The sequence below is a fragment of the Nocardia sp. PLKS1-43 genome (genome assembly GCF_059510335.1).
In genome coordinates this window covers 183,207-207,555 of the sequence record NZ_JCAJZQ010000009.1, presented here as the reverse complement: position 1 = coordinate 207,555, position 24,349 = coordinate 183,207, and the positions used below count along the sequence as shown (strand labels likewise).

Here is a 24,349-nt window from a genome sequence, read left to right as displayed (position 1 = left end):
CGGGAGCGAGCAGATCATGAGCGAGCGCGGTGAGCGCACGACCAGTGCGGACGAGCCTTCACCCGAGCGTTCCGGCGCCGCGGCTCGGCCAGGGTCCGGATCAGTCGGCGATCGCTACGGCCGGATACCCACGCGCCGCCGCTGGGTACTTCCCGTACTGAGCGCCGGGGTGGTCGTGCTGGGCCTGGTCATCGCGTTCATCGGTTACAAGCAGTTCGGGCCGAAGGATATCGATCCGGAACAGCTGGGATATACGGTTGTCAACGATTCGACCATCGAAGCGCATTTCAAGGTGACCCGGACCCATCCCGAAAAGGCCGCGTTCTGCTTCGTGCGGGCGATGGACACCGACGGCAACGAGGTCGGCCGCCGCGAGGTGCTGATCGCCCCCTCGACCAGCGGCACCGTCGAACTGAAGACGATCGTGCGGAGTGTGGCCCGACCGGCGGCGACGGATGTTTACGGCTGCGGCGGCGAGGTACCCGCCTACCTGCGCGCCGGCTGAGCCGCCCTACCGGGCGATCCCGGCGAAACGCCTTGCAATCACGGCTCCGACCTGCATCTTTGTAAATCGTGCTAAAATGATGCGATACACGGTTCCGAACGCTCGGAGCCGTGTTTGCTGCATTGACGGCCAGCGCTGACGGTTTCCGGCACACAATGCCACAAGGGAACAGGGCCTGTCGGGGTTCGACGACAATCCCCCAGGGATCGCTCTAGCCGTCGTCTGTTGCTGTGCGCACCCACATGGGTGTGCGCGGTTGCGGGTATCTGGGAATCCCGGTTCGCCGGGAACAACTACTAGGGAGTGATCGAGATGACTGAGACACAAGTGACCTGGCTCACACCGGAGTCGCATGAGAGGCTCAAGGGCGAACTCGACGCGCTCATTGCCAATCGTCCGGTCATCGCGGCCGAAATCAACGAGCGACGCGAGGAGGGCGACCTCAAGGAGAACGGCGGCTATCACGCTGCGCGCGAGGAGCAGGGCCAGCAGGAGGCCCGCATCCGCCAGCTGCAGGAGCTGCTGAACAACGCCAAGGTCGGCGTCGCTCCGACGAAGTCGGGCGTGGCGCTGCCGGGTTCGGTCGTCAAGGTCTACTACGACGGCGACGAGACCGATACCGAGACCTTCCTGATCGCGACGCGCGAGGAGGGGCTGGGCGGGTCCGATCTCGAGACCTACTCGCCGAACTCCCCGCTGGGCGGCGCGCTCATCAACGCGAAGGTCGGCGAGACCCGTGAGTACACCCTGCCCAACGGCAACATCATGAAGGTGACCCTGGTCAGCGCGGAGCCGTACCACAGCTGAGCCCCGGTCGGCCGGCAGCAGGCCGACCGCGCGGAACGACACAGCGGCCGCACCGACACCGGTGCGGCCGCCGCTGTTTTCAGAACGCGAACCGGGTCCGCAGACCCAGCACAACGCCCGCACGTGGTTCGCGGCCCGTCTCGCTGGTGGGTAAGACCTCAGGGGGCCGCGAACACGCCGGAGCGGAGCGCAGGCCGAACTTACAGCCCCTGCTCGATATCGGTGAGCAGATCGCTGATGTCCTCGATGCCCACCGACAGGCGCACCAGGTCGTCGGGCACCTCGAGTGCCGAACCCGCGGTGGAGGCGTGCGTCATCGCGCCCGGATGTTCGATCAACGACTCCACACCGCCCAGCGATTCGGCGAGGGTGAACAATTTCGTGCTCGAGCAGAACTTCAGCGCCGCATCGCGACCGCCCCGCAATCGCACCGAGATCATCCCGCCGAAACGGCGCATCTGCTTCTGCGCCACCGTATGTCCGGGATGCTGCGGCAGCCCCGGATAGATCACCTGCGCGACGGCCGGATGCCCGGACAGGAATTCGGCGATCGTCTCGGCGTTGTCGCAGTGCCGATCCATGCGCACCGCAAGGGTTTTGATGCCGCGAAGGGTCAGGAACGCATCGGTCGGCCCGGGTACCGCGCCCGCGCCGTTCTGCAGGAACGCGAATGCCGCGTCGAGTTCGGGATCGTCGGTGACCAGCGCGCCGCCGACCACATCGGAGTGTCCGCCAAGGTATTTCGTGGTCGAGTGGATCACGATGTCCGCGCCGAGCAGCAGCGGCTGCTGCAGATACGGCGAGGCGAAGGTGTTGTCCACCACCAGTTTCGCGCCGCCGCGGTGTGCGACATCGGCCAGCGCCGGAATATCGCCGACGTTCAGCAGCGGATTGGTCGGCGTCTCCACCCACACCAGTTTGGTGTTGGGGCGCAACGCATTACGCACCGCATCCGGGTCGGAGACCGGCGCCACCGAGTATTCGATGCCCCATTGCGTGAACACCTTGTCGATCAGCCGGAACGTGCCGCCGTACGCGTCGTCGGGGATCACCAGGTGATCGCCGGGCCGCAGCGTGGCACGCAACGCACAGTCCGTGGCCGCCATCCCGGAGGAGAAGGCCCGGCCGTGCCGCCCCGACTCGAGCGCGGCCAGGTTGGCCTCCAGCGCGGTGCGAGTGGGATTGCCGGTGCGGGCGTACTCGAAGCCGCCGCGCAGTCCGCCGACGCCGTCCTGGGCGAAGGTGGAACTGGCGTAGATCGGCACGTTCACCGCGCCCGTCTGCGGATCGGGATCGAATCCGGCGTGCACGGCACGGGTGGAGAACCCCAGCTGATCGGTCATGCCGACCAGCCTAAATCCGTGCGCAAACTCCCCGTACGAGGGGCCGGGTGCCATTGTTACCCAGGTCTCCGCGCCATAGGGTGAGCGCATGGTCACCGTGGACGAACTGTTTGCCATCGATTCCCTGCTCACCGATACCGAACGCCAGATCCGCGACACCGTGCGCGCGTTCGGCGAGCAGCGTCTGCGACCGCATGTGACCGAATGGTTCGAGCAGGGCACGTTCCCGGCCCGCGAACTCGCGCCCGAACTGGGCGCGCTCGGTCTGCTGGGCATGCATCTGGACGGATACGGCTGTGCTGGCACCTCGGCCACCGAATACGGACTGGCCTGCATGGAGCTCGAGTCGGTGGATTCGGGCGTGCGCAGCATGGTCTCGGTGCAGGGTTCGCTGGCGATGACCGCGATCCACAAGTACGGATCCGAAGAGCAGAAGCAGCACTGGCTCCCGCGGATGGCGACCGGGCAGGCGCTGGGCTGCTTCGGACTGACCGAACCCGATTTCGGCTCCAATCCCGGCGGTATGCGCACCCGCGCGGTCCGCGACGGCTCGGACTGGGTGCTGGACGGTTCGAAGATGTGGATCACCAACGGATCGGTGGCCGACGTCGCGGTGGTGTGGGCGCGCACCGAGGAGGGGGTGCGCGGTTTCCTCGTTCCCGCGGACACCCCCGGCTTCAGCGCGCGCGAGATGCTTCGCAAACTGTCGCTGCGCGCCTCGATCACCGCCGAACTCGATCTGTCGGGGGTGCGAGTGCCGGGGGACGCGCTACTGCCCGACGGTAAGGGGCTCTCCGCGCCGCTGGGCTGTTTGTCCGAGGCGAGGTTCGGCATCGTCTTCGGCGCGTTGGGCGCTGCCGCGGACTGCCTGGCCGCCACCATCGATTACGCGCGCACCCGCGAGGTCTTCGACAAGCCGCTGTCCGCCTATCAGCTGACGCAGGCCAAACTGGCGGATATGGCCGTCGAACTGGGCAAGGGACAGTTGCTGGCGCTGCACCTGGGCCGGTTGAAGGACCGGGGTGAGCTGCGTCCGGAACAGGTCAGTGCCGGAAAGCTCAACAGCACCCGGGAGGCGATCGCGATCGCCCGGCAATGCCGGACCATTCTCGGCGCGAACGGCATCACGCTGGATTATCCGGTGCTGCGACACGCGAACAATCTGGAATCGGTTCTCACCTACGAGGGCACCGCCGAGGTTCATCAACTCGTCCTGGGTGAGGCATTGACCGGATCGAAAGCATTTCGCTGACAACGTGTTTCGGCGTGATATCGCCGCCGGTCGCGGATTTCGTTCGATGCTGCCGAAAATGCCCGGAAGTTGCTAATCTGTCCCGGTGTTTTCGCTCGGCTCCGCGTTGCTCGAAGTATCAGCGCGTAAGACTTTGAATCGCCTGTACAAAACGCACGGAGTGCCCGCGATTATCGCGGCCGAACGATCACCGGCGGTCTGCGCGGCGCTGGATCAACACGGCGCCGCCGTCCGCGACCTCGTCGAACGCGGAGCCGAGCATTCCGTCACGGTTCCGCCGGCCGTCCTGCTGGCCGGATACGCACGCGGGCTGGTGGAGAATTCCAGCCGGGACGAGATCATCGCCCCGCGCGACCTGACCGGGTGGGTGCGAGCCGACTGGCTGCCGCTGCGGCTGGCCGCGATCTGCCTGTTCGACACGAATCGGGACTGACGCTACCGCCGATCGTGCGGCGGCCCCTGTTGGGACAGGGCATTCGCACGGCCGGGTCGAGCCACCTCGGACTTTCCGTGCCGGGCCGAGACTCGCTCCCCGGCCGGCGCCGATCCGCCGGCTCGGCATGCGGGCGGATTCGGACCTATGGCCAGGGCCAGCACGGCGCCGACGAAGACCAGGACCGTGCCCAGGATGGGCAGGGTGATCGACGCCGGCACGCCGACCAGCCGCAGCGCCGCGGCCGCACCGAGGCCCCAGACGAGTACGGCCGCGTATCGGCCGAGCATGCGCCCCCGGGCCGGGTGGCGGAGGAGTTTCGCGATCGGGGCCATCATCGCGCGGCCCGCTATGACCGCGAGACCGGCGATGACGAGCGCGCTCGCGACCTTCGGCCACCACGCCCCGGCCTGCATCCACATCGTGTCCATCGCTTGCACGGAACACCCCCTCATCACGTGTCCCAGCCCGGGTGCCGAAACACTCCATGCCCGGTTATACCCCGGTGAATCATCACGTTATGCAATTTGCGCCGATATTGCTGATCCCCTACAACGCACGGCTTCGGCGATCGGCAGATGTCAGTGAAAGAAACCGGTCAGTAGGCCGAATCGACGTTGTCCATCGAGCCGTACCGGTGGGCGGCGTAGTTGCACGCCGCGGCGATATTGGCGACCGGATCCCAGACATTCCAGGAAGTGCCGTCGACGTGATACGCCTGGAAGGTGGGATCGATCACCTGCAACAGACCCTTGGACGGAATGCCGGCCGCGGCATTGGAGTCGTAGAGATTGATCGCCTGCGGGTTCCCGCTGGATTCGCGCAGGACGTTCCGGTAAATGCCTTCGTAACTGCCCGGAATGCCGTGCGCGGCCATGATGTCCATGGCCTGATGGATCCAGCCGTCCAGATTGTCCGGATAGCTCGGCGCGGGCGGCGGGGGCGGAACCGGGGCAGGCGCGGGCGCGGGAATAGGTGCCGGCATCGGCGCGGGAGCCGGTATGGCGGCGGCCGCGGCCTGCACCGGCGCGGCGGGCGCGGCAGGTGCGGGTGCGGCGGCCGGGTGGGTCGCTCGGTCGATCGTCGAAGCCAGGGCGACGGGCTCCACGTGCGCGGTGCCCTGACCGGCCGCCGAGGTGATGGCGGCGAGGGCGGCCACGGCCAGCGTGGCGGCACCGGCGGTGCGTGCGACCGACTTGACTCTCATGCTCTTGCTGGACATTCGAAGTGGGTTCCTACTCTGGGTTTCGGCCGTTGCCGGCCTGGCAGCAGGCAGCACGGAACAGGGCGAACACCGTTGTTTCTCGGTAGGCTCGCCCGAGCGCTGCATGCTGTTGGGCTCAGAAGAGGGGAGACGGGACTCCCCGCTGATGCGACGCGCCTCAGCGGTTGCCGGGTGGCGCGGCTACGCGGCGGACGAGCGCAGCCCCAGCAAACGCTGCGGCTGTGGCGCCGAGTGGCGCGACAAGCGCGGTCGTAACCTGCATAGCGTTGACAACTCCTCGTGTAATCCGGACATGCGGTCCGATAACCAACGAGGTCACAGGATGATTGCGGTAGGTTACCGTAAACTTAACTAAAGATGAACAGATAGTGTTTCTGCGAGCGTTTATGCATGATCAACTCTCGCTATCACGCCCTGAGCGGGGAGTTTGACCGGTAGCGGCGAGTGCGCCAGATCACAGAAAAAGTTAGCGTGTCGTGATGGACGTACCCGTTTTGTCCGGTTTTCGCGCAGCTTCGGACACGGCCAGGTAACGAAAAAAGCCGGACCCTCGAACCGTGTCGAGGATCCGGCAACCGGAAGGCGATCGCGCACTCAGTGCACGGCGGGAATCCCGGAGGCGCTCAGGAAGCCGAGCAGATCGTGCCGGGTGATGACACCGATCGGCTTGCCGTCCTCGACGACCATCAGCGCGTCGGTGGATTCCAGCTCCTTGGTCAGCGCCGAGACCGACTCGCCGGACCCGATCAGCGGGAACGACGGGCTCATATGCTTCGACACCGGATCGGTGAGATGCGCGCGTCCCTCGAAGACCGCCGAGAGCAGGTCACGCTCGCTGACGCTGCCCGCGACCTCGCCGGCCATCACCGGCGGCTCCGCACCCACGACGGGCATCTGCGACACGCCGTACTCGCGCAGGATCTCGATGGCGTCGCGCAACGTCTCCTGGGGGTGGGTGTGCACGAGATCGGGAATTGCGCCGGATTTGCCACGCAGGACATCGCCGACCGTCGACTCGGCGGTGCTGCCGTCCAGACGGGACTGCAGGAAGCCGTAGGAACTCATCCACTGGTCGTTGAAGATCTTCGACAGATAGCCCCGGCCGCCGTCGGGCAGCAGCACCACAACGACCGCGTTCGGATCCCGCTCGGCCACGCGCAACGCCGCCACCACGGCCATACCGCACGACCCGCCCACCAGCAGGCCCTCCTCGCGGGCCAGGCGGCGGGTCATCTCGAACGAGTCCGCGTCGGAGACGGCGATGATCTCGTCCGGGACCGCCGGGTCGTAGGCGGTCGGCCAGAAATCCTCGCCGACGCCCTCGACCAGGTACGGCCGGCCGCTGCCGCCGGAGTACACCGAACCCTCCGGATCCACGCCGACGATCGTCACCTTGCCGCCGGAGACCTCCTTGAGATACCGGCCGGTGCCGGTGATGGTGCCGCCGGTGCCGACGCCCGCGACGAAATGCGTCACCTTGCCGTCGGTATCACGCCAGATCTCCGGGCCGGTGGTCTCGTAGTGGCTGGCCGGGCCGCCGGGGTTGGAGTACTGATCCGGCTTCCACGCACCCGGGATCTCGCGCACCAGACGATCGGAGACCTGGTAGTAGCTGTCCGGATGCTCGGGCGGGACGGCCGTCGGGCACACCACGACCTCCGCGCCATAGGCCCGCAGCACGTTCCGCTTGTCCTCGCCGACCTTGTCCGGGCACACGAAAACGCATTTGTAGCCGCGCTGCTGGGCGACCAGCGCCAGGCCCACGCCGGTGTTGCCGGAAGTCGGCTCGACGATCGTGCCGCCCGGGGACAACAGCCCCTGCTCCTCGGCGGCGTCGATCATCTTGACCGCGATGCGGTCCTTGGAACTGCCACCCGGGTTCATATATTCGATCTTGGCCGCCACCAGGCCGGATTCGGGCCCCACCACCGAGTTCAACCGAACGAGCGGGGTGTTGCCGATCAGCTCGACGACATGGTTCGCGATGCGCATGACGCCCATCGTTCCAGAGATAGCCGACAGTGCTGCTGTGACCCCGGCTTACGCTCGCGCCCCGGAGCGCCGCTTCCTGCCCTATCATCTCCGGCGTGAGGATGCCCCGGACTGCCCGCAATGCCGCAATTCTGCTCGGCTCCCTCGGAGCCGCCGCCGTGATCGCGTCGTCCGCCGTCGCGGGCGCGCAGAGCGTCGAATTCCCGCAGACACCCAGCCTGTTCCACGGCGGGCTCTGCGGCGGAAATATCCGGACCTGGGCCGATACCAGCCCCGATTACGCCGGCCGGGCCGTGTTCAACGTTCAGGCTCTCGCCATCCAGGGCCTCGGCTCGGGCTCGTACCCGCTGGCCCCGCTGTGCAATGTGGACACCACCGTCGCCTGGCGCAACCTGAACACCGGCGCCACCGGTCAGTGGCGGGTGAACGTCGTCTCGGGCATCTACGGCAGCATTCTCTACGCCGTGTACCAGAACACCGGCCCCGGCCGGATCGACGTCACTGTGACGACCGACAACCTGAGCGTCCCCAGCCACGCCACCTTCGACGTCCCGGCGCCTCCCGGACACTGACCAGCAGATTTTCCGCAGATTCCGCACCTCGTCCGGTTTGCCGGACGAGGTGCTCTCGACTTTTCGGACAGGTGGGTCGGACGGGCTGCGTCACCGGCCGGGGTGTCAACGCTCTGGGCCGGGTCGTTCCCGCTGGTCGATCCGGCAGCGCTCAGAACAGTTCGTTGGATGGTCTGCTGCCGGTGCCGCTGGAAGAAGGCCGGCGCATATGGTCGCTCGATCCGCACCCGATACAACGCGCGGAAGATGTGCGAAGCCGGGTAACGGGTGCGGCTGACAATTCGAGGGGTGCTCGCGGGCGGGTGATGGGGCACCATGGATGCGAACGGTCGAGCGGGCCGATGAACAGGGACTAATCGGATAACGAGGACGGAGAGGCACTGCCGTGGTAAAGGGCTGGCGCACATTCGCGGTGACGAGTGCCGCGACAGTCGTGGCGGGTTCCGGGGCCGGAACCGCCTCGTGGGCGACCTACCGCCTGCTGATGTCGCAGGCGCAGGCCGCGCGCACGGTGATCGGGCGGGACACCTCCAAACCTCCGGAGGCCGACGGCGTGTACACCGCGGGGTGTATCGCACCCGAAACATGGCGCACCGGAACACCTTTCGACATTCATCTGATGATCTTCGGCGATTCCACGGCGGCCGGTGTCGGCTGCCGCAGCGCCGAGGAGGTGCTCGGCGTGCGGATCGCCCGCGGTGTGGCCGAGGCGACCGGGCGGCGAATCCGGTTGAGCACCAAGGCCATTTCCGGCGCGACCTCGAAAGGCCTGGCCGGACAGGTGGATGCGATGTTCGTGGCCGGGCCGCCGCCCGACGTGGCGGTCATCCTGGTCGGGGCGAACGACGTCACGAAGAAACATTCGGTCCTGCAGTCCGCCCATCGCTTGGGCAGCGCGGTCGAACGCCTGTACAAGGCCGGAAGTGTCGTCGTGGTCGGCACCTGCCCGGATCTGGGTACGGTGGCGGCGATCCCGCAACCGCTGCGCACCCTGGTGCACAGCTGGAGCGTCCGGCTCGCCCGCGCACAGGCGGCGGCGACCCGGGCCGCGGGTGGATGTGCCGTGCGAATGGGCGATCTGCTGGGTCCCGATTTCCGCAGTACCCCCGAGATCCTGTTCTCCGCCGACGGTTTCCACCCGTCGGCCGCGGGATACGAACTCGCGGCCGGACATCTGCTTCCCGCGGTGCTGCGGGAGATCGCCGATCGCGAGGCCCACGCCATGGCCACGGTCTCGGACGGTAAGCCCGCCGTGGCCGACACGCCGGACCAGGCATGGTCCGATTACCGCATACCGGGTGTCGGACCCTCGACCCAGGCGACGTAAATTCGGAGGGGAATTCCGCACTCGAGTACCGAATGACCGGCCGGTCGTTCACTCGCCCGACAAAGGAGTCCTCATGCCAGAGGCCGTCATCGTTTCCTTCGCCCGCTCCCCCATCGGCCGCGCGGGCAAGGGTTCCCTCGTGAGCATGCGCCCGGACGACCTCGCCGCGCAGATGGTCCGCGCCGCCCTGGACAAGGTCCCGGCTCTGGACCCGACCCAGATCGACGACCTGATGCTCGGCTGCGGTCAGCCCGGCGGCGAGGCCGGTTTCAACATGGCCAAGGTCGTGGCCACCCAGCTGGGTTACGACTTCCTGCCCGGCGTCACGCTGAACCGGTACTGCTCCTCCTCGCTGCAGACCACCCGCATGGCGCTGCACGCGATCAAGGCCGGTGAGGGCGATGTGTTCATCTCCGCCGGCGTCGAGACCGTCTCCCGCTTCCCGAAGGGCACCTCCGACGGCTGGCCCGACACCCACAACGGCCAGTTCGCCGAGGCCGAGGCCCGCACGGTCAAGCGCGCCGAAGGCGGTTCCGGCGGCTGGACCGATCCGCGCGAGAGCGGCGAGCTGCCCGATATCTACATCGCGATGGGCCAGACCGCCGAGAACGTCGCTCAGCACACCGGGATCTCCCGTGAGGACCAGGACCACTGGGGCGTGCGGTCGCAGAACCGCGCCGAGGAGGCCATCAAGGCCGGTTTCTTCGAGCGGGAGATCAGCCCGGTGACGCTGCCGGACGGCACCGTCGTCTCCACCGACGACGGCCCGCGCCCCGGCACCACCTACGAGAAGATCTCGCAGCTCAAGCCGGTCTTCCGCCCGGACGGCACGGTCACCGCCGGTAACGCGTGCCCGCTCAACGACGGCGCCGCCGCGCTGGTCATCATGAGCGACACCAAGGCCAAGGAGCTGGGCCTGACCCCGCTGGCGCGGATCGTGTCCACCGGCGTGTCGGGTCTGTCGCCGGAGATCATGGGCCTGGGTCCGATCGAGGCCGTGCGCAAGGCACTGAAGATCGCCGGTAAGACCATCGACGACATCGACCTCTACGAGATCAACGAGGCCTTCGCCGTGCAGGTGCTCGGCTCGGCGCGCGAGCTGAAGATGGATCTGGACAAGCTGAACGTCTCCGGTGGCGCGATCGCCCTCGGCCACCCGTTCGGCATGACCGGTGCCCGGATCAGCGCCACCCTGATCAACAACCTGCAGACCCACGACAAGCAGTTCGGTCTGGAGACCATGTGCGTCGGCGGCGGCCAGGGCATGGCGATGGTGCTCGAGCGCCTGAGCTAGCTCTTCCTGCCGATTCGCGGCGATCGGCCGCGATCGCGAAGCGCGTTCGACGAAGGGCGGTCGCCTCGTGCGGCCGCCCTTCGCCACGCTCGAGCAACCCGGCAACCCGGCACCACGATCAGAATCCATCGGCGCGGTCGACAACCGTCGTCGTCACGCCCGCCACGGCGGCCCGGCCTCGCCCAGCACTGCCGACGCCGAGCACGACACCGCGCTTGGCATGCCCTGTCGATGAGGACCAACACTTGTTTGCGCCAATCTGGGCGACACCAGGTTCACCGCCGACCGCCAGGGGCGCCGGTGCGGGCCGGCCGGGTGGCGGATGTCCGGAAACACTCCCTCACGCGACGGCCGAGGCGAGAAAATCCCGCACCAAAGGGCTTGCGGTGGAACGGAATTCCTCGAAATACGCATGCCTCGCTCCGGCAATCAGCTCGAGTCGCGCGCCCGGAACGCGTTCGGCGAGCAACGGGGCGTTGGCCACGGGGTTGAACCGATCGTCCGCGCCGTGCACGACGAGTGTCGGCGCGATGATGGTGGGCAGCACGTCCCACGCGTCGTGCCGATGGCTCGCGATCAGGTGCCGGCGCAGCGCGTACGAGGGCATCGCCGGGTCGCCGAGCGTCTGATACGGCCCGGTGGTGCGGGCCAGCCAGTCCGGTGTGTACATCAGATCCAGCAGCGTCCGTTGTGCGGTGGCCGGATCGGCGAGCAGACGGCGGATATCGTTTCCGCGATCCACGCCGTGCCGCCCGCCCGGTGAGGTACAGCCCAGCACGAGAGCCCGCACCCGGCCGGGATATTCCGCCGCGATCCACTGCGCCACCCGACCCCCCATCGAGGTGCCGTACACATCGGCACGATCGACTCCCGCCGCGTCCAGCACCGCCATGGCATCGTCAGCGAAACCTCTTGTGCTGTAAGGGATATCAGGCTTGGCACTGTCACCGGTACCGCGATAGTCGAACGTGATGGTGCGATGCGACCCGTCGAAGTCCTCGCGAACGCCGTCCCACCAGTGGTGATTGTTGGACTGCCCGGCCAGCAGCAACAACGGGAATCCGTCCCCCTCGCTCTGATAGGCGATGCGCACCCCGTCCGCGGCCTCCGCATACGGCATCGCCGAACTCCTTCCTCACACGCCCGCAAATCGGCCGACCGTCAACATTACTGTGGGCGACCAGCCGATCTCCCAGGCAGCCCGGGGTCCCGACCGGCACGGCGAAGACGTGAACGCACCCGCCGATGAGTTTGCGCACCCCTGCGGATCTATATCGGTGACCGGTACAGATCCGAAGGAGTTCGACGTGGACAGAACAGTTGTAGTGCGATATCGAACCCGCGATGACGCCAGGGCGGAGAATCGGCGGCTGATCGAGGAGGTATTCGCGCAGTTGCATCGCGAGCAGCCCGCCGGCGTGACCTACTCCGCCTTCGAGCTGGAAGAGTCGGGGCAGTTCGTGCACACCGCGACCGCTACCGGCGACGCGCTGTCGGCGCTCGACGCCTTCCGGCGGTTCCAGCGCGATATCGGATCGCGGGTGATCACCGCCCCCGAAGCGCAGGTGGCAACGGTGATCGGCGCGTACCGTCCCGTCCCGGCGAGCGTCGCCGTGGCGATGACGTACATCGAAGCCTTCGGACGGCGGGACCTGCCGGCCGTGACCGCCCTACTGCATGAGGACGTGGTATTCGACAGTCCCCGAACGCATCTCACCGGCGTCGCGGATGTGTCCGCCGCCATCGGGGCGTTCGCCGAGGCGATGACCGGGGTCGAGATCATCGACGCATTCGGCGACGACGACCGGGCGGTGGTCGTCTACGACATGCACACCGGCCCGTTCGGCAGCTTGCGCGCAGTCGACCACGTCACCGTGCGAGGCGGTCGGATCACCTCCGACACAGTCGTTTTCGATACCGCTCGGTTGCCGCGGTGACCACCGACCCGTTCGATATCGCCGCGCAGCGGTATCGCACCGAACTGTTCGCCTACTGCTACCGCATGCTCGGCTCACCGCACGACGCCGACGACGCGGTTCAGGAAACCTACCTGCGCGCCTGGCGGGGTTACGACCGGTTCCAGGGCCGTTCCTCGCTGCGGACCTGGCTGTACCGGATCGCCACCCGCACCTGCCTGCGGGCGATCGAGCGCCGAACGCGTCGCGCGTATCCGTCCGGTCTGGGCGGCCCGGTGACCGACCCGACCGGGCCGCTGCATCCGCGTCGGCTCGAAATCGCCTGGGTGGAACCTGTTTCCGATACCGAGCTGGATCCGGCGGAGGTGGCAGTGGCCCGGCACACGCTGCGGTTGGCGTTCATCGCCGCACTACAGCATCTGCCCGGTCGCCAGCGTGCGGTGCTGATCCTGCGCGAGGTGCTGATGTTCCACGCCGACGAGGTCGCCGATCTGCTCGGTACCACCACCGCGGCGGTCAACAGCGCACTGCAACGCGCGCGGGCACAACTGGCCAAGACCACACCGAACGGTTACGACCTGGCCGAACCGGAGGATGCTCGCCGGCGCTACCTGCTCGACCGCTATGCCGACGCCTTCACCCACGGCGATATCGACGGATTGATGGAAATCCTCACCGAGGACGCGGTTTTCGAGATGCCGCCGGTGCCGTCCTGGTTCCGGGGCCGCGAGCACATCGGGCGATTTCTGGCGACCCGGCTCACCGAACCCGATGGCCGGATCCTGGTACCCGCCGCCGCGAACGGGCAACCGGCCTTCGGCCTGTACACCCGGGGCCACGGTGGCGTTCACCGCGCCCACGCATTGCAGCTGCTCACCGTCGGCCCGGGCGGGATCGCGCGAATCGACATGATCCACGACCCCGCCCTGTTTCCGCGCGTCGGCCTGCCCTATCTGGCGCCGGACGACACCATATCGAATCTCGTTCCCCCACAAGAAAAGAGCACACCATGTATCTTCTGACCGGCGTCACCGGCCTGTCCGGATCCATCGTCGTCCGGGAATTCGCCCGACAGGCGGTTCCGGTTCGCGTCCTGGTCCGCGATCCGGACGCCGCACCCTGGTTGCGCGAGCTGCCGAATGTCGAAGTCGTGCGCGGCGATATGACCGTGGCCGAATCGCTGACCACCGCATTCGACGACGTCGATCGCGTGCTGATGATCTCGTCGCCGCGCGGCAATATGGTCGAAACCCAATGCCGTTTCATCGATTTCGCAGCGGCGGCCGGAGTGCGGCATATCGTCAAGTTCAGCGGCAAGGACTCGGGAACCACCTTCGATCCGCAGGCATTCCGCGGCACCCGCTGGCATCTGGAGATCGAGAACTATCTGGAGAATTCGGGACTGGCTTGGACACATCTGCGCCCGAGCCAATTCATGCAGGCCTATCTGCCCGGCACACTCACCGGAGTGGATCCGAAGCGCCGGGCATTGGTCATGCCGATCGGCCAGAGCCGGCTCGCGCCCGTCGACATCGCCGATATCGCGCGGGTGGCGGTGGCCATGATGGAAGCCGACGGCATCGAGGGCCTGGCGTTCGACATGACCGGGCCCGAGGGGCTGACCATGTCCGAGATCACCGCTCGGATCAGCGCCGCCACCGGCCGCACGTTCGGCTACGAGGAGGTGACGCTCGAACGCAAGCGCGCGCTGCACACCGCCGAGGGGCTGCCGCCGGAGGTCGTGGATCTGCTGGAGGAGATCTACCGCGGCCGGTACGCGTCGCCGGAGTGCCGGGTGGACCTGTCCACTCATCGCGAGTTCGGGGTCGAGCCGACCACATTCGCGGATTTCGCGCGCCGGCACGCGGACGACTTCGTCGCGGAGGCGGCGGCCTGAGCGCCGAGCCGCACTCGAGTAGCCGGATATCACAACGGGTGGCCGCCGATTCGGCGACCACCCGTTGTGCGGATCAGTGCGATCTCGCGCTAATTGCGTTGCAGGTAGCTCAGCAGGCGCAGGATCTCGATGTACAGCCAGACCAGGGTGACGGTCAGGCCGAGAGCAACGCTCCAGGCCGCCCGCTCCGGCGCGCCGGCGCGGATGAGCTGATCGGCGGCGTCGAAGTCCAGCAGGAAGCTGAAGGCGGCGATTCCGATCACGATGAGGCTGAACACGATCGACAGCGGGCCGCCGTCGCGCAGGCCGAAGCCGCCGGGGGTGAAGAATCCGGCGATCAGGTTGCCGACCAGCAGGACCAGCACACCGATCATGGCGGCGACCATCATGCGGGTGAATCGCGGCGTGACGCGGATCGCGCCGGTCTTGTAGACCACGAGCATGCCGAAGAACACACCGAAGGTGCCCAGGACGGCCTCACCGATCAGGCTCGCCCCGCCGACGCCGCCGAACTTCACATTGGTGAAGACGAACGACAGCGCGCCCAGGAACAGCCCCTCGAAGGCGGCGTAACTCAGCACGATGGCCGGGTTGTCCTGTTTGCGGCCGAAGCTCGCGATCATCACCAGCACGAAGCCGACCAGCGCGCCGACTCCGACGAAAAGGCCGGCGAGGCCATTGTTCATCGAGGTCAGGGCGTAGGAGATGATCGCCATGACGGTGACCACGCCGAGCGTGATGCCGGTCTTGGTCACCACGTCGTCGATGGTCATCGGCCGGGTGGCCGGGGCCTGCTGGTAAGGCTGCTGCTGGTACGGCTGCTGATAGGGCCGGCCGTACTGGTCGAATTGCGCGGCGCCGGCAGTCGGCGAGCCGAACCCCGCGTAGCCTCCGCCGCGCTGATTTTGCGGCAAGTTTCTGAAGATCGGGTTGCTTGTTGTGCGCACCGTTCTCGTGCCTTTCCGGAAGTCGCGGTCCACGGCGATCGTGGCCGTTCTGAGTATCCAACGTGCCGCGCGGAAGGCAAGTTCCCAACCGGACAGAAATCGGACAAATCAGACTGTACCGTCCGGAAAATCGAAGCGCACGAAACCTAGTCCGGGCGGCCGTCCCGGAGTCCGCGTACCGAGCGGGTCACCGTGAACTTCCGGTTGCGCCCCACCACGTCGGTCATTCCGACGAAACGCTCCACCACACCCCGGTAGTTCAGATGTGAGTTGTACACGGTCCACAGCTCCCCGCCCGGCCGCAGCACCCGCCCGGTCTCGGTGAACATCTTGATCGCCGACCCGGTGTGCACGGCGGCCCCGACGTGGAACGGCGGATTGCACAGCACCAGATCCGCACTGTTGTCCGGCACCGCCGACATCGCGTCGTCGCGCACCACCCGCACCCGGTCCGCGACGCCGTTGACCGTCGCGGTCGCCCGCGCCGAGGCCACCGCCGCCGCGGATTGATCCGTACCGATCACGGTCACGTGCGGCCGCGCCTTGGCCAGCGCCACCGCGAGAATCCCGGTGCCGCAACCGAGATCGATCGCATCGCGGGCATCGGGTTTCATCCGGGGCAGATGTTCGATCAGGAATCGGGTGCCGATGTCCAGGCGCGGACCGGAGAACGCCGCACCGTGCGCGACGACCTCGAGATCCAGTTCGCCGAGCTGTTTGCGGATCGGATACGGCGGCTCGCCGACGGTTCTGGGCCCGCGCGCCAGCAGAATCCGTGACTTCTGCCGCCCCCGGCTGGCCTGAACCGACGAAAACGATTCGGCCAGTACCTCGTTCATCGCCGGGGTCAGGTACTTGTCCCGCGCGCCGGCGAACACCCGCACCTCGGGGTCGGCGTAACGGGCTATGGCGTCGGCGATCTCGGCCAGACCGGACAGTGCGCGCGGTAACCGCAGCAGCACCACCCGCACGCCGTCGAGCAGGTCGCGATCGAGGCCATGGGTGGTGTAGCGGTCGGCGAGCGCGACCGCGCGAGCGTTGTGCGACAACGCGAGTTCACCGGTGAGCAGATCCTGATGCACCCGCACACCGCGCAGATCGTGCGCGGCGATGGCGCCCAGCGTGAGCGCGCCGTAACCGTCGTCCACCACCGCGACCCGGCCGTCGCCCGCCGCAGTCAGCGCATCGGCCGCGACATCGAGAATCAGCCGGTCGGCGGCATCGACCGCATACAAGTTCACCGCTTCCACGTCGGGGTATCGCCGCAGCCGGCCCAGTACGTCGTCGACCTCGTGCACACCTACAGTGTGCTAGATCGTTGCCATGCCGTCACGCCGACCCCTTTGGTTGACCCGTCCACCATCCGCCCCACCAGTACCAGCCGGGCGTCCGTCGCGGTGCGCCGATCTGCGCCGAGGCCGGTTTGCTGATGCGAAGCTGGATCCTGCGAAACGCTCACCACCCGACATCCGAACCCCGGCTCTTCCGGCTCCTCGCGGCTGCCATCGCCGTTTTCGTCCGCTGTTAGCGGAGTCCGAACCGGCGACCGGTCGCGACTCGCAGCCTCGCCTCGCCGAGCGGCAACGAACGCGGTCGGCGACCCCTATCCGGGGTATACGGGCAGGGGGTATCTATGGCCCGCTACACTGTCCGCGTGAGCCGTCGGCCCGAACATCTCGCCACCGGATACGTCCGGGTGGCGGGTCTGCTCACGCTGTTGATCGGGATCGCGGTGATGCACGTGCTCATCGCCGCCCATACGACCGGCCATGCGACCGAACAGCTTGCGGCACAGTCGATCACGCATCGTTCGACCGCACGCGATACCGCCGGTGATCCCGCGGTGCCGATGGCCGCGCACAGCGCCCTCGACTCCCATGAGCAGCGCTCGACGTTCACCGAAGCGGCGGCTGCCGTGCCATCGATGCCGGAAACGACCGCCGCGCCCGCCACCGGGCATCATGAGCCGAGCATGATGGCGGCCCTTACCTCGATGACGATGCGCGGCGACGGTATGGGGCCCGGCTGCGCCGACGGCTGCTGCCCGATATCCGGCGGCACGCATGCCTGCGTATTCATCCTCACCGCACTGATCCTGCTGCTGGGCTTGGCATTTCTGGGCCGGGTCGGTGACGGACCGGACGCGTCCACCCGAACGGTGCGCGGCTGGGCGGCCCGGTATGCCCGGCCGCCGCCATGGACGACGCCCTCACTGGCCGAATTGTCGATTCTGCGGATCTGACGGACCGCCGTGCCGGCGTGCAACCCGCACGCGGACACGGGTTTTCCGAGACCTCGATTCAGACCTTCGCAATTCCCCAGGAGTACAACCATGTTCATCTCACGTGCACGAATCACCGTGGCGGGTACCGGAATCGCCGTCGCCCTGCTGGTCGCCGGTTGCAGTAGCGACTCCGGAAGTTCAGCCTCCGGCACGACCACCCCGATGGCCGATATGCCGGGTATGAGCCACAGCTCGGCGAGTTCGACCGCGCCCGCCCGCACCGATTTCGACGCCGCCGACGTGACGTTCCTGCAGATGATGTACCCGCATCACGCACAGGCGGTCGAGATGGCGAAGATGGTACCGAGCCGATCGCAGAATCAGCAGCTCATCGCGCTGGCCGCGAAGATCGAGGCGGCGCAGGCGCCGGAGATGACGAAATTCGCCGATCTGCTGCACAGCTTCGGCAAACCGGCCCCGTCGGCCATGATGGATCACCCGATGGGCGGTGTGATGTCACAGGGTCAGATGACGGCGCTGCGGCAGGCGTCGGGCGCGGCGTTCGACAAGATGTGGTTGCAGATGATGATCGAGCACCACAAGGGCGCGGTGACCATGTCCGGCACCGAAACGGCCCAGGGCAGCAACGCCGAGGTCAAGGCGCTGGCGCAGGGCATCATCACCGCTCAGCAGGCGGAGATCACCCAGATGCAGGACATGTTGCGCAGCTGATCACACGCTCGCGGGAAGGTCCCCCGCAACCGGGACCTTCCCGCGAGCGGCTCGTTCAACTGCCGATGACGGCGTTCATGATGGTTCCGGCGCTGGTGGCGGTGGCGCCGCCGATCATCGCGCCCGCCACCTGCTTCGGCGACTCGAGAGAGCCGCCGTTCCACTTCTCCCAGGCGAATTTACCGCCGCCGTAGGTGACGGCCGTGACGCCGGAGAGCAATACGAACCACGTGAAATACCGGACCATCTTGAGCAGCTTGTCCGCCGCCGGCGGTGTCTCCGGAGTGGGGTTGCCGACCTGGGCAAGCACAGTCGTGTACATCTCATGTGCGGCGAGAACCATGCTCACGTTCGTTGTCCTCTCGGATGCTGAGGTGATGCTGGCGTGACCACCCGCCCGAATGTCGCAGAGATGCGGCGGGGACATGCAGGAAGAACTCGTCGATCCCTCCTATTGAACCGCATTTGCCAGCCGCCGCGCAGGCAGACACACCAAATCGCCCGCCGGACGGCCCGAGGCGGCTGATCGCTTGCTCGCCGCACCGCGACGCGAACCCACCGAACCCGGCGATTCGGCGCGGTGGGGGTCACGTTCCGGTGGGACGAATCCGGTCGGCGTGCCGAATCGGCCGGACAGGTTGTGTGCCGGGGGCTTCGGAGCGAATCGGACGAGCGGCGAGCAGACGGGCGGTGAGGCGGGCCATGGCGCGGTGCCCGCGCAGAGCCCGGCGGGTGGCGGCGACCGAACGAACGGTGCTGATGCCCGGGGTGGCCGGGACAGCGGCGAAGCGGTCGGCGATCCAGTCGAGCATGGCGGGAATGGCGATGAACTGCAACGGAAGATGCAGGCTCAGGCGGTCGCGGAGGTAGTGCACCTGGGCTCCGGCCGCGATGTAGCGGTCGACCAGGGCGTCGATATCGGCGACGGCGATGATCTCGTCGTTGACGCTCTGCACGATCAGCAGCGGCATATCCGGCGCCACCGCGCCGGGCCGGATGTCCGCGATGACGGGCAGCATCTCCGGCAATCGCATCAGGGCGTCGACGTCGTGCTCGGAATATCTGCCGACATCCCTGCGCGCCAGGCGGGCGAGAAGCGGAAGTGTCGCACTCACCTCGGCTTTCGCGAGCATATCCAGATATCCGGTGCGCAGGTGTGTGCGGGCGAGCGGCTCCAGGCCGGGATAAGCGCGCCGCAGACCGGCCAGGAAGACCATGGCGAATCCGGCGTACAGCGTGCCGTTCAAGCGCACGAATGCCGCACCCGGGTCGCCGACCGGCGATCCGGCCACCGCGCCGACGATTTCCAGCTCCGGCGCGTACCGCGCGGCCACTTCGGCGGCCCACACCGTCGCCAGCCCGCCACCCGAATAACCCCACAGCGCAACCGGTGTGCTCGAATCCAGGCCGAGCGGTTCGAACGCCAAGGCGGCCCGAATCGCGTCCAGCGCACGGTATCCGGGCTCGCGCGGTGCGCCGAATCGCCCGCCCGCGCCGCCGTGGTCGGGTACCGACACCGCCCACCCGCGCGCCAATGCCGCGACGATCAGCGGCACCTCCAACTGCGGAATCGCCCCCAGCGCCCGTGCTCCCCGCCGCAACGCGTACGACGGAAAACACTGCGGCGCTATGGCGTCGATCGCACACTGCAAGGACACCAGCGGACGCCGCCGATCCGGCGCCGCACCGCGCGGTAGCAGCACGGTGGTCACCGCGGCCTCCGGCTCGCCATTCAGATCGCAACTGCGATACAGCAGCTGCCACGCCGAAACACGAAGCGGCACAACACCGAACACGGCCACATCGACCACGCGGCTGCGCAGCAGCGCACCCGGCGGTCGATGTTCGAATCCGGCGGGTGGCCGGTAGAACGGATCACGATCGGGCCGCAGCGGCCGGTGCCCTCGCACCACCGGCTCCCTCACCGGCGAACCGCGGATCGAACAGACGGCGCCGATTCCCGATCGGCACCACGACATTCGGCCGCGCGCCGCGCGCCGAAACGACCGGATGCGGATATCCGACGTTCGAATGTGCGCTCCATAACGCCCCTTCCGTGAACTCGGGACGAAATGTATGCCGAGGAACCGGGCACTGTCACTGCCCTCATATGTACAGATAATCCGGATAGGATTGTCTCGCAATACAAAATCTCGTGCGGTGCGGACGAAACCTTGCCCGGCCTGCTGTTTCCGGTAACAATCGGCGGCATGTCCGACGCCAGCTCCGCCCCGCCTCGACGCGCCGGCCTCGCCATCCGCATGCTCGACCAACTTCCCTTGATAGCCGAGCGAATCCTGGCATCGGGTCTGGGTGCGACGCCACCGGCCACGGATCTTCCGGACGGGCATTTCCGCGAGGTTCTGCCCGCCATTCACAGCTGTGCGCACGCCTTTCTGCGTTCGGTGGATCAACAGCGGGAATTCACGCACGACGAGGCCGCGAAATTCATCGTCCCGGTGGTGGAACGCCATGCCCAGGACCGGCTTCCGCTGCGACTGCTGCTCGAGGCCGTGCACGCCTCGGCGCGGCAGGTCTTGCGGGAAGCGGTGGCATTGAGCGAACCGGAGGATATGGATCAACTGGTGGATTTCGGCGATCGCATGCTCGGCCTGCTGATGCATATCAACGCGATCACCGTGGAGTCCTATGCCGAGGCCGAGCTGTCGATCCATCACGCGGAACGCGAGGCGCGCCGGGCTCTGTGCCGTGCCCTGCTGCGCGGAATCGCGCCGGGTGAGCTCGCCGTTCGCGCCGGAATCGCACTCGCCGAACGGTATTCGGTCCTCGCGATCGAGCTGCCGCCCGACGATCACCCCGCCGCGGCGGCGCATCTGCTCACCCGGCGACGCATCCGCCTGCTGCAACAGACCCTCGATCAACTCGCCGGGGTGGCGGTGTTGAACACCTTCGACGGCTCGCACGGCACGATCCTGCTGCCCGGCGGTTCCGAGGGCGCCGGGCACGCATCCTCAGCACTGGCCGAAGAACTCGCCGCGCGATTCGGCACGTACGTCGTGATCGCCGAAATCCCCAGCGTCGCACGCGATTCCGTGCCGGACGCGGCGCAGCTGGCGACCGAGCTGGCAACTTTGGCACGACTACTGGGGCGCCCCACCGGCGCTTATCTGCTCGACGATCTGCTCCTGGAATACCAGCTCACCCGTCCGGGCGCGGCGCGAGATCGGCTCGCCGAGCGCGTGGCCCCGCTGCTGCGCAGCCCGCATCTGCTGGAAACCCTCGACGCACATTTGCGGCACGGCTCGGATCGCAAGGCCGCCGCGGCCGAAATCCACGTACACCCGAATACTTTCAGTTATCGGCTGCGCCGGATCGCCGAGCTTACGGGTACCGATCCGAATGAACCCACCGGTTCCCGGCTGCTGTCGGCCGCGCTGATCGTGCAGCGCATGTACCCGCCGACCGAAGCCGCCGCTTCCTGAGTTCGACGATGCGGTCAGCAATCGGACAGCACGCGAGATAGCCAAGCTGCATAATCCCGCCGAAGCGGCCAGCGATCTTCTATATCAGCACATTAGTCGAAGAGCTTCGAAAATTGCCGCCTCGCACCTATGGGCAAATTGTTTGCTAAAAGGTAGCCTTTCGAAACGACAGGGCGGCCCCCCCGCCCCGTCGGATGGTGTGGTGCCCAATACACGGCGGGGAGGCAGGTAGTAATGGCTACGAACGGACAGCTCAGGGCGGTCTTGGCGATTCTGCACGCCGATACCGACGCCGTCGAGGAGCAGGTGTGGCAGCGGGCGATGGCCGGCGCGGACAGCACCGGAGTCGAACATGCCATGCTGGCGGGACTGCTGTACCGGGTGATCGGCGCGGACCTGCGGGATTCGCTGGCCACCGCCCCCGACGTCGGCAGCCTGGAGGACCGCGCCCGCGCCGCCGGTCCCAGCGCGGTCGCGGTGCGCGGCGAGGATCTGTACGGTCAAGCGCATTTCGAGGCGTACTGGCTCACCGACCGCATCGCCGAACTCTACGGCGAGTTCGACGCGGTCCCGCCGCCGCTGGCCGCGGCCGCATATACCGCCGAGGTCACCCGCACCCTGCTGCGCATCCATCGCGATCTACTGGACAGTCCCGGAACGCAAGTCGCCCACCCCGGTTGGGAGAGCATTCTCGATCAGCTCGACCGCGCCTGCGCACTGGCCCGCGCCGCGTACGCGGCCGCCGAGCCGGTCCCGCAGCGCAGCGCGGGCCGGCCGCCGACGCGGCAGGGCTTTCCGGCCGCCCGATGACGCTCGGCGGCAGGTGGTGTCACTTGCCGCTCATCGAGAAGCTTTGCGCAGCAAGGAATGCCGCACACCGTAGGTGAAGTACAGCGCGAACCCGACGATCATCCAGATCACGAATCGCAGCCAGGTCTCCACCGACAGATTCAGCATCAGCCAAACGCAGGCCAGCACAGCGAGAATCGGAATGACCGGCACCAGCGGAACCCGGAATCCGCGCGGCAGTTCCGGACGGGTGCGCCGCAGGATCAGCACGCCGACGGACACCAGCACGAACGCGAACAGCGTGCCGATGTTGACCATCTCCTCGAGCGTGCCGAATTGCACGAAACCGGCCAGCAGCAAGCAGATCACACCGACGATCACGGTGATCCGCACCGGTGTGCCCTTCTTCCCGGTGTGCGCGAGTCCGCGCGGCAGCAGTCCGTCGCGGGCCATCGCGTAGAGCACGCGGGTCTGTCCGAGGAACAACACCATCACCACGGTGGTCAGACCGGCCAGCGCGCCGACCGAGATGAGATTCTTCGCCCAGGTCACCCCGTGCACCGCGAACGCCGTGGCCAGCGTCGCGTCCTTCGCGGCCAGATCGGTGTACGGCACCATGCCGGTCAGCACCAGCGAGACCACCACGTACAGCACGGTCACGATCGCGAGCGAGCCCAGGATGCCGCGCGGGACATTGCGTTGCGGATTCTTGGTCTCCTCCGCCGTGGTGGCGACGACGTCGAACCCGATGAACGCGAAGAACACCAGACTCGCCGCCGCCAGCAGCCCGTACCAGCCGAATTGGCTGTTCCCGGCGCCGGTCAGCCAGGAGAACAACGTCTGGTGGATGCCCGATCCGGCACTGCCCGGCTTCGACCGAGGGATGAACGGGCTCAGATTCGACGCCTTGAAATACCGCAGGCCCACGACGACCACCACGGCGATCACGGCCAGCTTGATCGCCACCGCCACCGCGGACACCCGCGAGGACACCTTCGTACCGATCACCAGCAGCACCGTGAGCACCGCGATCAGCAGCACCGCGCCCCAGTCGAAGGACACCGAGCCGAACTGCGCGACCGGACTGTAGGAGCCCATCACCTCGCCCAGATACTGCGACCAGCCCTTGGCCACCACCGAGACGGCCAGGGCGAATTCCAGGATCAGGTCCCAGCCGATGATCCACGCTGCCAGCTCACCGAAGGTGGCGTAGGAGAAGGTGTAGGCACTGCCCGCGACCGGAACCGTCGAGGCGAATTCCGCGTAGCACAGCGCGGTCAGCCCGCACGCGATCGCGGCGAAGACGAAGGCCAGCGAGACGGACGGACCGGCGACGCTGCCCGCGGTCTGCGCGGTGAGGGTGAAGATGCCCGCACCGACCACCACGGCCACGCCGAAGATGGTCAGGTCCCAGGCCGTGAGGTCCTTGCGGAGCTTGGAATCCGGTTCGTCGGTGTCGCGGATCGATTGTTCGACCGATTTCGTGCGGATCAGCGCCGCCCATCGCCCGGCCGGTGCGCTCGAGGTCCCCCGCTGTTCTGGCTGGTCAACCAACGTCACTACCTCCCTCTGCGCCGCCGCCGCGACACGATCACATGAGGCCCGAACTTAGCAGAGCCGGTGTGGTCCGTATTCCCAGGTTTGCTGCCCG

The 24,349-nt window shown here is 67.3% G+C and carries 24 protein-coding genes; 14 read left to right on the top strand and 10 right to left on the bottom strand.

What is annotated here, in order from left to right:
- Nucleotides 1-16: 16 nt before the first annotated feature.
- Together AC5WS7_RS28420 and greA are read left to right on the top strand one after the other, a co-directional pair.
- Nucleotides 17-505, top strand: a complete 489-nt coding sequence (locus tag AC5WS7_RS28420; RefSeq protein ID WP_495957655.1) for a DUF4307 domain-containing protein — start codon at nt 17-19, stop codon at nt 503-505.
- A 312-nt stretch (nt 506-817) separates the two neighbouring features.
- Nucleotides 818-1,312, top strand: a complete 495-nt coding sequence (gene greA / locus AC5WS7_RS28415) for a transcription elongation factor GreA (RefSeq protein ID WP_067892962.1) — start codon at nt 818-820, stop codon at nt 1,310-1,312.
- Nucleotides 1,313-1,512: 200 nt separating this feature from the next.
- Here greA and AC5WS7_RS28410 read toward each other — a convergent pair whose 3' ends face one another.
- The gene (locus tag AC5WS7_RS28410) at nt 1,513-2,655 is read right to left on the bottom strand and encodes a cystathionine gamma-synthase (RefSeq protein ID WP_495957654.1); all 1,143 of its coding nucleotides are present in this window, start codon (nt 2,653-2,655) and stop codon (nt 1,513-1,515) included.
- Nucleotides 2,656-2,743: 88 nt separating this feature from the next.
- Here AC5WS7_RS28410 and AC5WS7_RS28405 point away from each other — a divergent pair, with 88 nt between their 5' ends.
- Nucleotides 2,744-3,907, top strand: coding sequence for an acyl-CoA dehydrogenase family protein (locus AC5WS7_RS28405; RefSeq protein WP_495957653.1), 1,164 nt, complete (start codon nt 2,744-2,746; stop codon nt 3,905-3,907).
- 160 nt (nt 3,908-4,067) lie between these two features.
- Nucleotides 4,068-4,340 (top strand): DUF6401 family natural product biosynthesis protein, encoded by a 273-nt coding sequence (locus AC5WS7_RS28400; protein ID WP_495957652.1) that lies wholly within the window; start codon nt 4,068-4,070, stop codon nt 4,338-4,340.
- A gap of 2 nt (nt 4,341-4,342) precedes the next feature.
- On the opposite strand, the gene AC5WS7_RS28395 is transcribed toward AC5WS7_RS28400, so the two are convergent.
- The 3 genes from AC5WS7_RS28395 to AC5WS7_RS28385 all read right to left on the bottom strand — a co-directional run bounded on the left by AC5WS7_RS28395 (nt 4,343) and on the right by AC5WS7_RS28385 (nt 7,557).
- A complete protein-coding gene (locus AC5WS7_RS28395) occupies nt 4,343-4,771 on the bottom strand; it encodes a hypothetical protein (RefSeq protein ID WP_495957651.1) in 429 nt (142 codons plus the stop codon).
- A gap of 167 nt (nt 4,772-4,938) precedes the next feature.
- Complete coding sequence (locus tag AC5WS7_RS28390; RefSeq protein WP_495957650.1) at nt 4,939-5,562, bottom strand: transglycosylase SLT domain-containing protein; 624 nt, start codon at nt 5,560-5,562, stop codon at nt 4,939-4,941.
- 597 nt (nt 5,563-6,159) lie between these two features.
- The gene (locus AC5WS7_RS28385; RefSeq protein WP_495957649.1) at nt 6,160-7,557 is read right to left on the bottom strand and encodes a cystathionine beta-synthase; all 1,398 of its coding nucleotides are present in this window, start codon (nt 7,555-7,557) and stop codon (nt 6,160-6,162) included.
- A 101-nt stretch (nt 7,558-7,658) separates the two neighbouring features.
- Between AC5WS7_RS28385 and AC5WS7_RS28380 the strand changes: the two genes are divergently transcribed.
- The 3 genes from AC5WS7_RS28380 to AC5WS7_RS28370 all read left to right on the top strand — a co-directional run bounded on the left by AC5WS7_RS28380 (nt 7,659) and on the right by AC5WS7_RS28370 (nt 10,750).
- On the top strand, nt 7,659-8,129 hold the full coding sequence (locus AC5WS7_RS28380; protein ID WP_495957766.1) for a hypothetical protein: 471 nt from the start codon (nt 7,659-7,661) through the stop codon (nt 8,127-8,129).
- A 385-nt stretch (nt 8,130-8,514) separates the two neighbouring features.
- Complete coding sequence (locus AC5WS7_RS28375; protein WP_495957648.1) at nt 8,515-9,456, top strand: SGNH/GDSL hydrolase family protein; 942 nt, start codon at nt 8,515-8,517, stop codon at nt 9,454-9,456.
- Nucleotides 9,457-9,529: 73 nt separating this feature from the next.
- A complete protein-coding gene (locus tag AC5WS7_RS28370; protein WP_495957647.1) occupies nt 9,530-10,750 on the top strand; it encodes an acetyl-CoA C-acetyltransferase in 1,221 nt (406 codons plus the stop codon).
- 340 nt (nt 10,751-11,090) lie between these two features.
- Here the strand turns inward: AC5WS7_RS28370 and AC5WS7_RS28365 are convergent, their stop codons facing one another.
- Nucleotides 11,091-11,870, bottom strand: a complete 780-nt coding sequence (locus tag AC5WS7_RS28365) for an alpha/beta fold hydrolase (RefSeq protein ID WP_495957646.1) — start codon at nt 11,868-11,870, stop codon at nt 11,091-11,093.
- A gap of 187 nt (nt 11,871-12,057) precedes the next feature.
- Between AC5WS7_RS28365 and AC5WS7_RS28360 the strand changes: the two genes are divergently transcribed.
- Genes AC5WS7_RS28360 through AC5WS7_RS28350 form a run of 3 tightly spaced genes read left to right on the top strand, consistent with a single transcriptional unit; the run spans nt 12,058 to nt 14,563 of the window.
- Nucleotides 12,058-12,687, top strand: coding sequence for a nuclear transport factor 2 family protein (locus tag AC5WS7_RS28360; RefSeq protein WP_495957645.1), 630 nt, complete (start codon nt 12,058-12,060; stop codon nt 12,685-12,687).
- On the top strand, nt 12,684-13,688 hold the full coding sequence (locus AC5WS7_RS28355) for a sigma-70 family RNA polymerase sigma factor (protein ID WP_495957644.1): 1,005 nt from the start codon (nt 12,684-12,686) through the stop codon (nt 13,686-13,688). The genes AC5WS7_RS28360 and AC5WS7_RS28355 overlap by 4 nt, the downstream gene beginning before the upstream one ends.
- Nucleotides 13,676-14,563 (top strand): NAD(P)H-binding protein, encoded by an 888-nt coding sequence (locus AC5WS7_RS28350; RefSeq protein WP_495957643.1) that lies wholly within the window; start codon nt 13,676-13,678, stop codon nt 14,561-14,563. Before AC5WS7_RS28355 ends, AC5WS7_RS28350 begins: the two co-directional genes overlap by 13 nt.
- Nucleotides 14,564-14,652: 89 nt before the next feature.
- Here the strand turns inward: AC5WS7_RS28350 and AC5WS7_RS28345 are convergent, their stop codons facing one another.
- Together AC5WS7_RS28345 and AC5WS7_RS28340 are read right to left on the bottom strand one after the other, a co-directional pair.
- Nucleotides 14,653-15,510, bottom strand: coding sequence for a Bax inhibitor-1/YccA family protein (locus AC5WS7_RS28345; protein WP_495957642.1), 858 nt, complete (start codon nt 15,508-15,510; stop codon nt 14,653-14,655).
- Between the two features lie 146 nt (nt 15,511-15,656).
- A complete protein-coding gene (locus AC5WS7_RS28340; protein ID WP_495957641.1) occupies nt 15,657-16,808 on the bottom strand; it encodes a class I SAM-dependent methyltransferase in 1,152 nt (383 codons plus the stop codon).
- A 356-nt stretch (nt 16,809-17,164) separates the two neighbouring features.
- On the opposite strand from AC5WS7_RS28340, the gene AC5WS7_RS28335 reads away from it, so the two are divergent.
- On the top strand, nt 17,165-17,752 hold the full coding sequence (locus tag AC5WS7_RS28335) for a DUF6153 family protein (RefSeq protein WP_495957640.1): 588 nt from the start codon (nt 17,165-17,167) through the stop codon (nt 17,750-17,752).
- Nucleotides 17,753-17,842: 90 nt separating this feature from the next.
- Nucleotides 17,843-18,466, top strand: a complete 624-nt coding sequence (locus AC5WS7_RS28330; RefSeq protein WP_495957639.1) for a DUF305 domain-containing protein — start codon at nt 17,843-17,845, stop codon at nt 18,464-18,466.
- A gap of 55 nt (nt 18,467-18,521) precedes the next feature.
- Here AC5WS7_RS28330 and AC5WS7_RS28325 read toward each other — a convergent pair whose 3' ends face one another.
- Nucleotides 18,522-18,809 carry a hypothetical protein gene (locus tag AC5WS7_RS28325; protein ID WP_495957765.1) on the bottom strand — a complete coding sequence of 96 codons (288 nt, stop codon included), beginning with the start codon at nt 18,807-18,809 and terminating at the stop codon, nt 18,522-18,524.
- A 244-nt stretch (nt 18,810-19,053) separates the two neighbouring features.
- Entirely contained in the window at nt 19,054-20,376 is a 1,323-nt protein-coding gene (locus AC5WS7_RS28320; protein ID WP_495957638.1) for a lipase family protein, read from the bottom strand.
- A 162-nt stretch (nt 20,377-20,538) separates the two neighbouring features.
- On the opposite strand from AC5WS7_RS28320, the gene AC5WS7_RS28315 reads away from it, so the two are divergent.
- Nucleotides 20,539-21,909: a PucR family transcriptional regulator gene (locus tag AC5WS7_RS28315; protein ID WP_495957637.1), complete on the top strand. Its 1,371-nt coding sequence runs from the start codon at nt 20,539-20,541 to the stop codon at nt 21,907-21,909.
- 234 nt (nt 21,910-22,143) lie between these two features.
- Nucleotides 22,144-22,719, top strand: a complete 576-nt coding sequence (locus AC5WS7_RS28310) for a hypothetical protein (protein ID WP_495957636.1) — start codon at nt 22,144-22,146, stop codon at nt 22,717-22,719.
- Nucleotides 22,720-22,749: 30 nt separating this feature from the next.
- Here the strand turns inward: AC5WS7_RS28310 and AC5WS7_RS28305 are convergent, their stop codons facing one another.
- Complete coding sequence (locus AC5WS7_RS28305) at nt 22,750-24,252, bottom strand: APC family permease (RefSeq protein WP_495957635.1); 1,503 nt, start codon at nt 24,250-24,252, stop codon at nt 22,750-22,752.
- Nucleotides 24,253-24,349 lie beyond the last annotated feature (97 nt).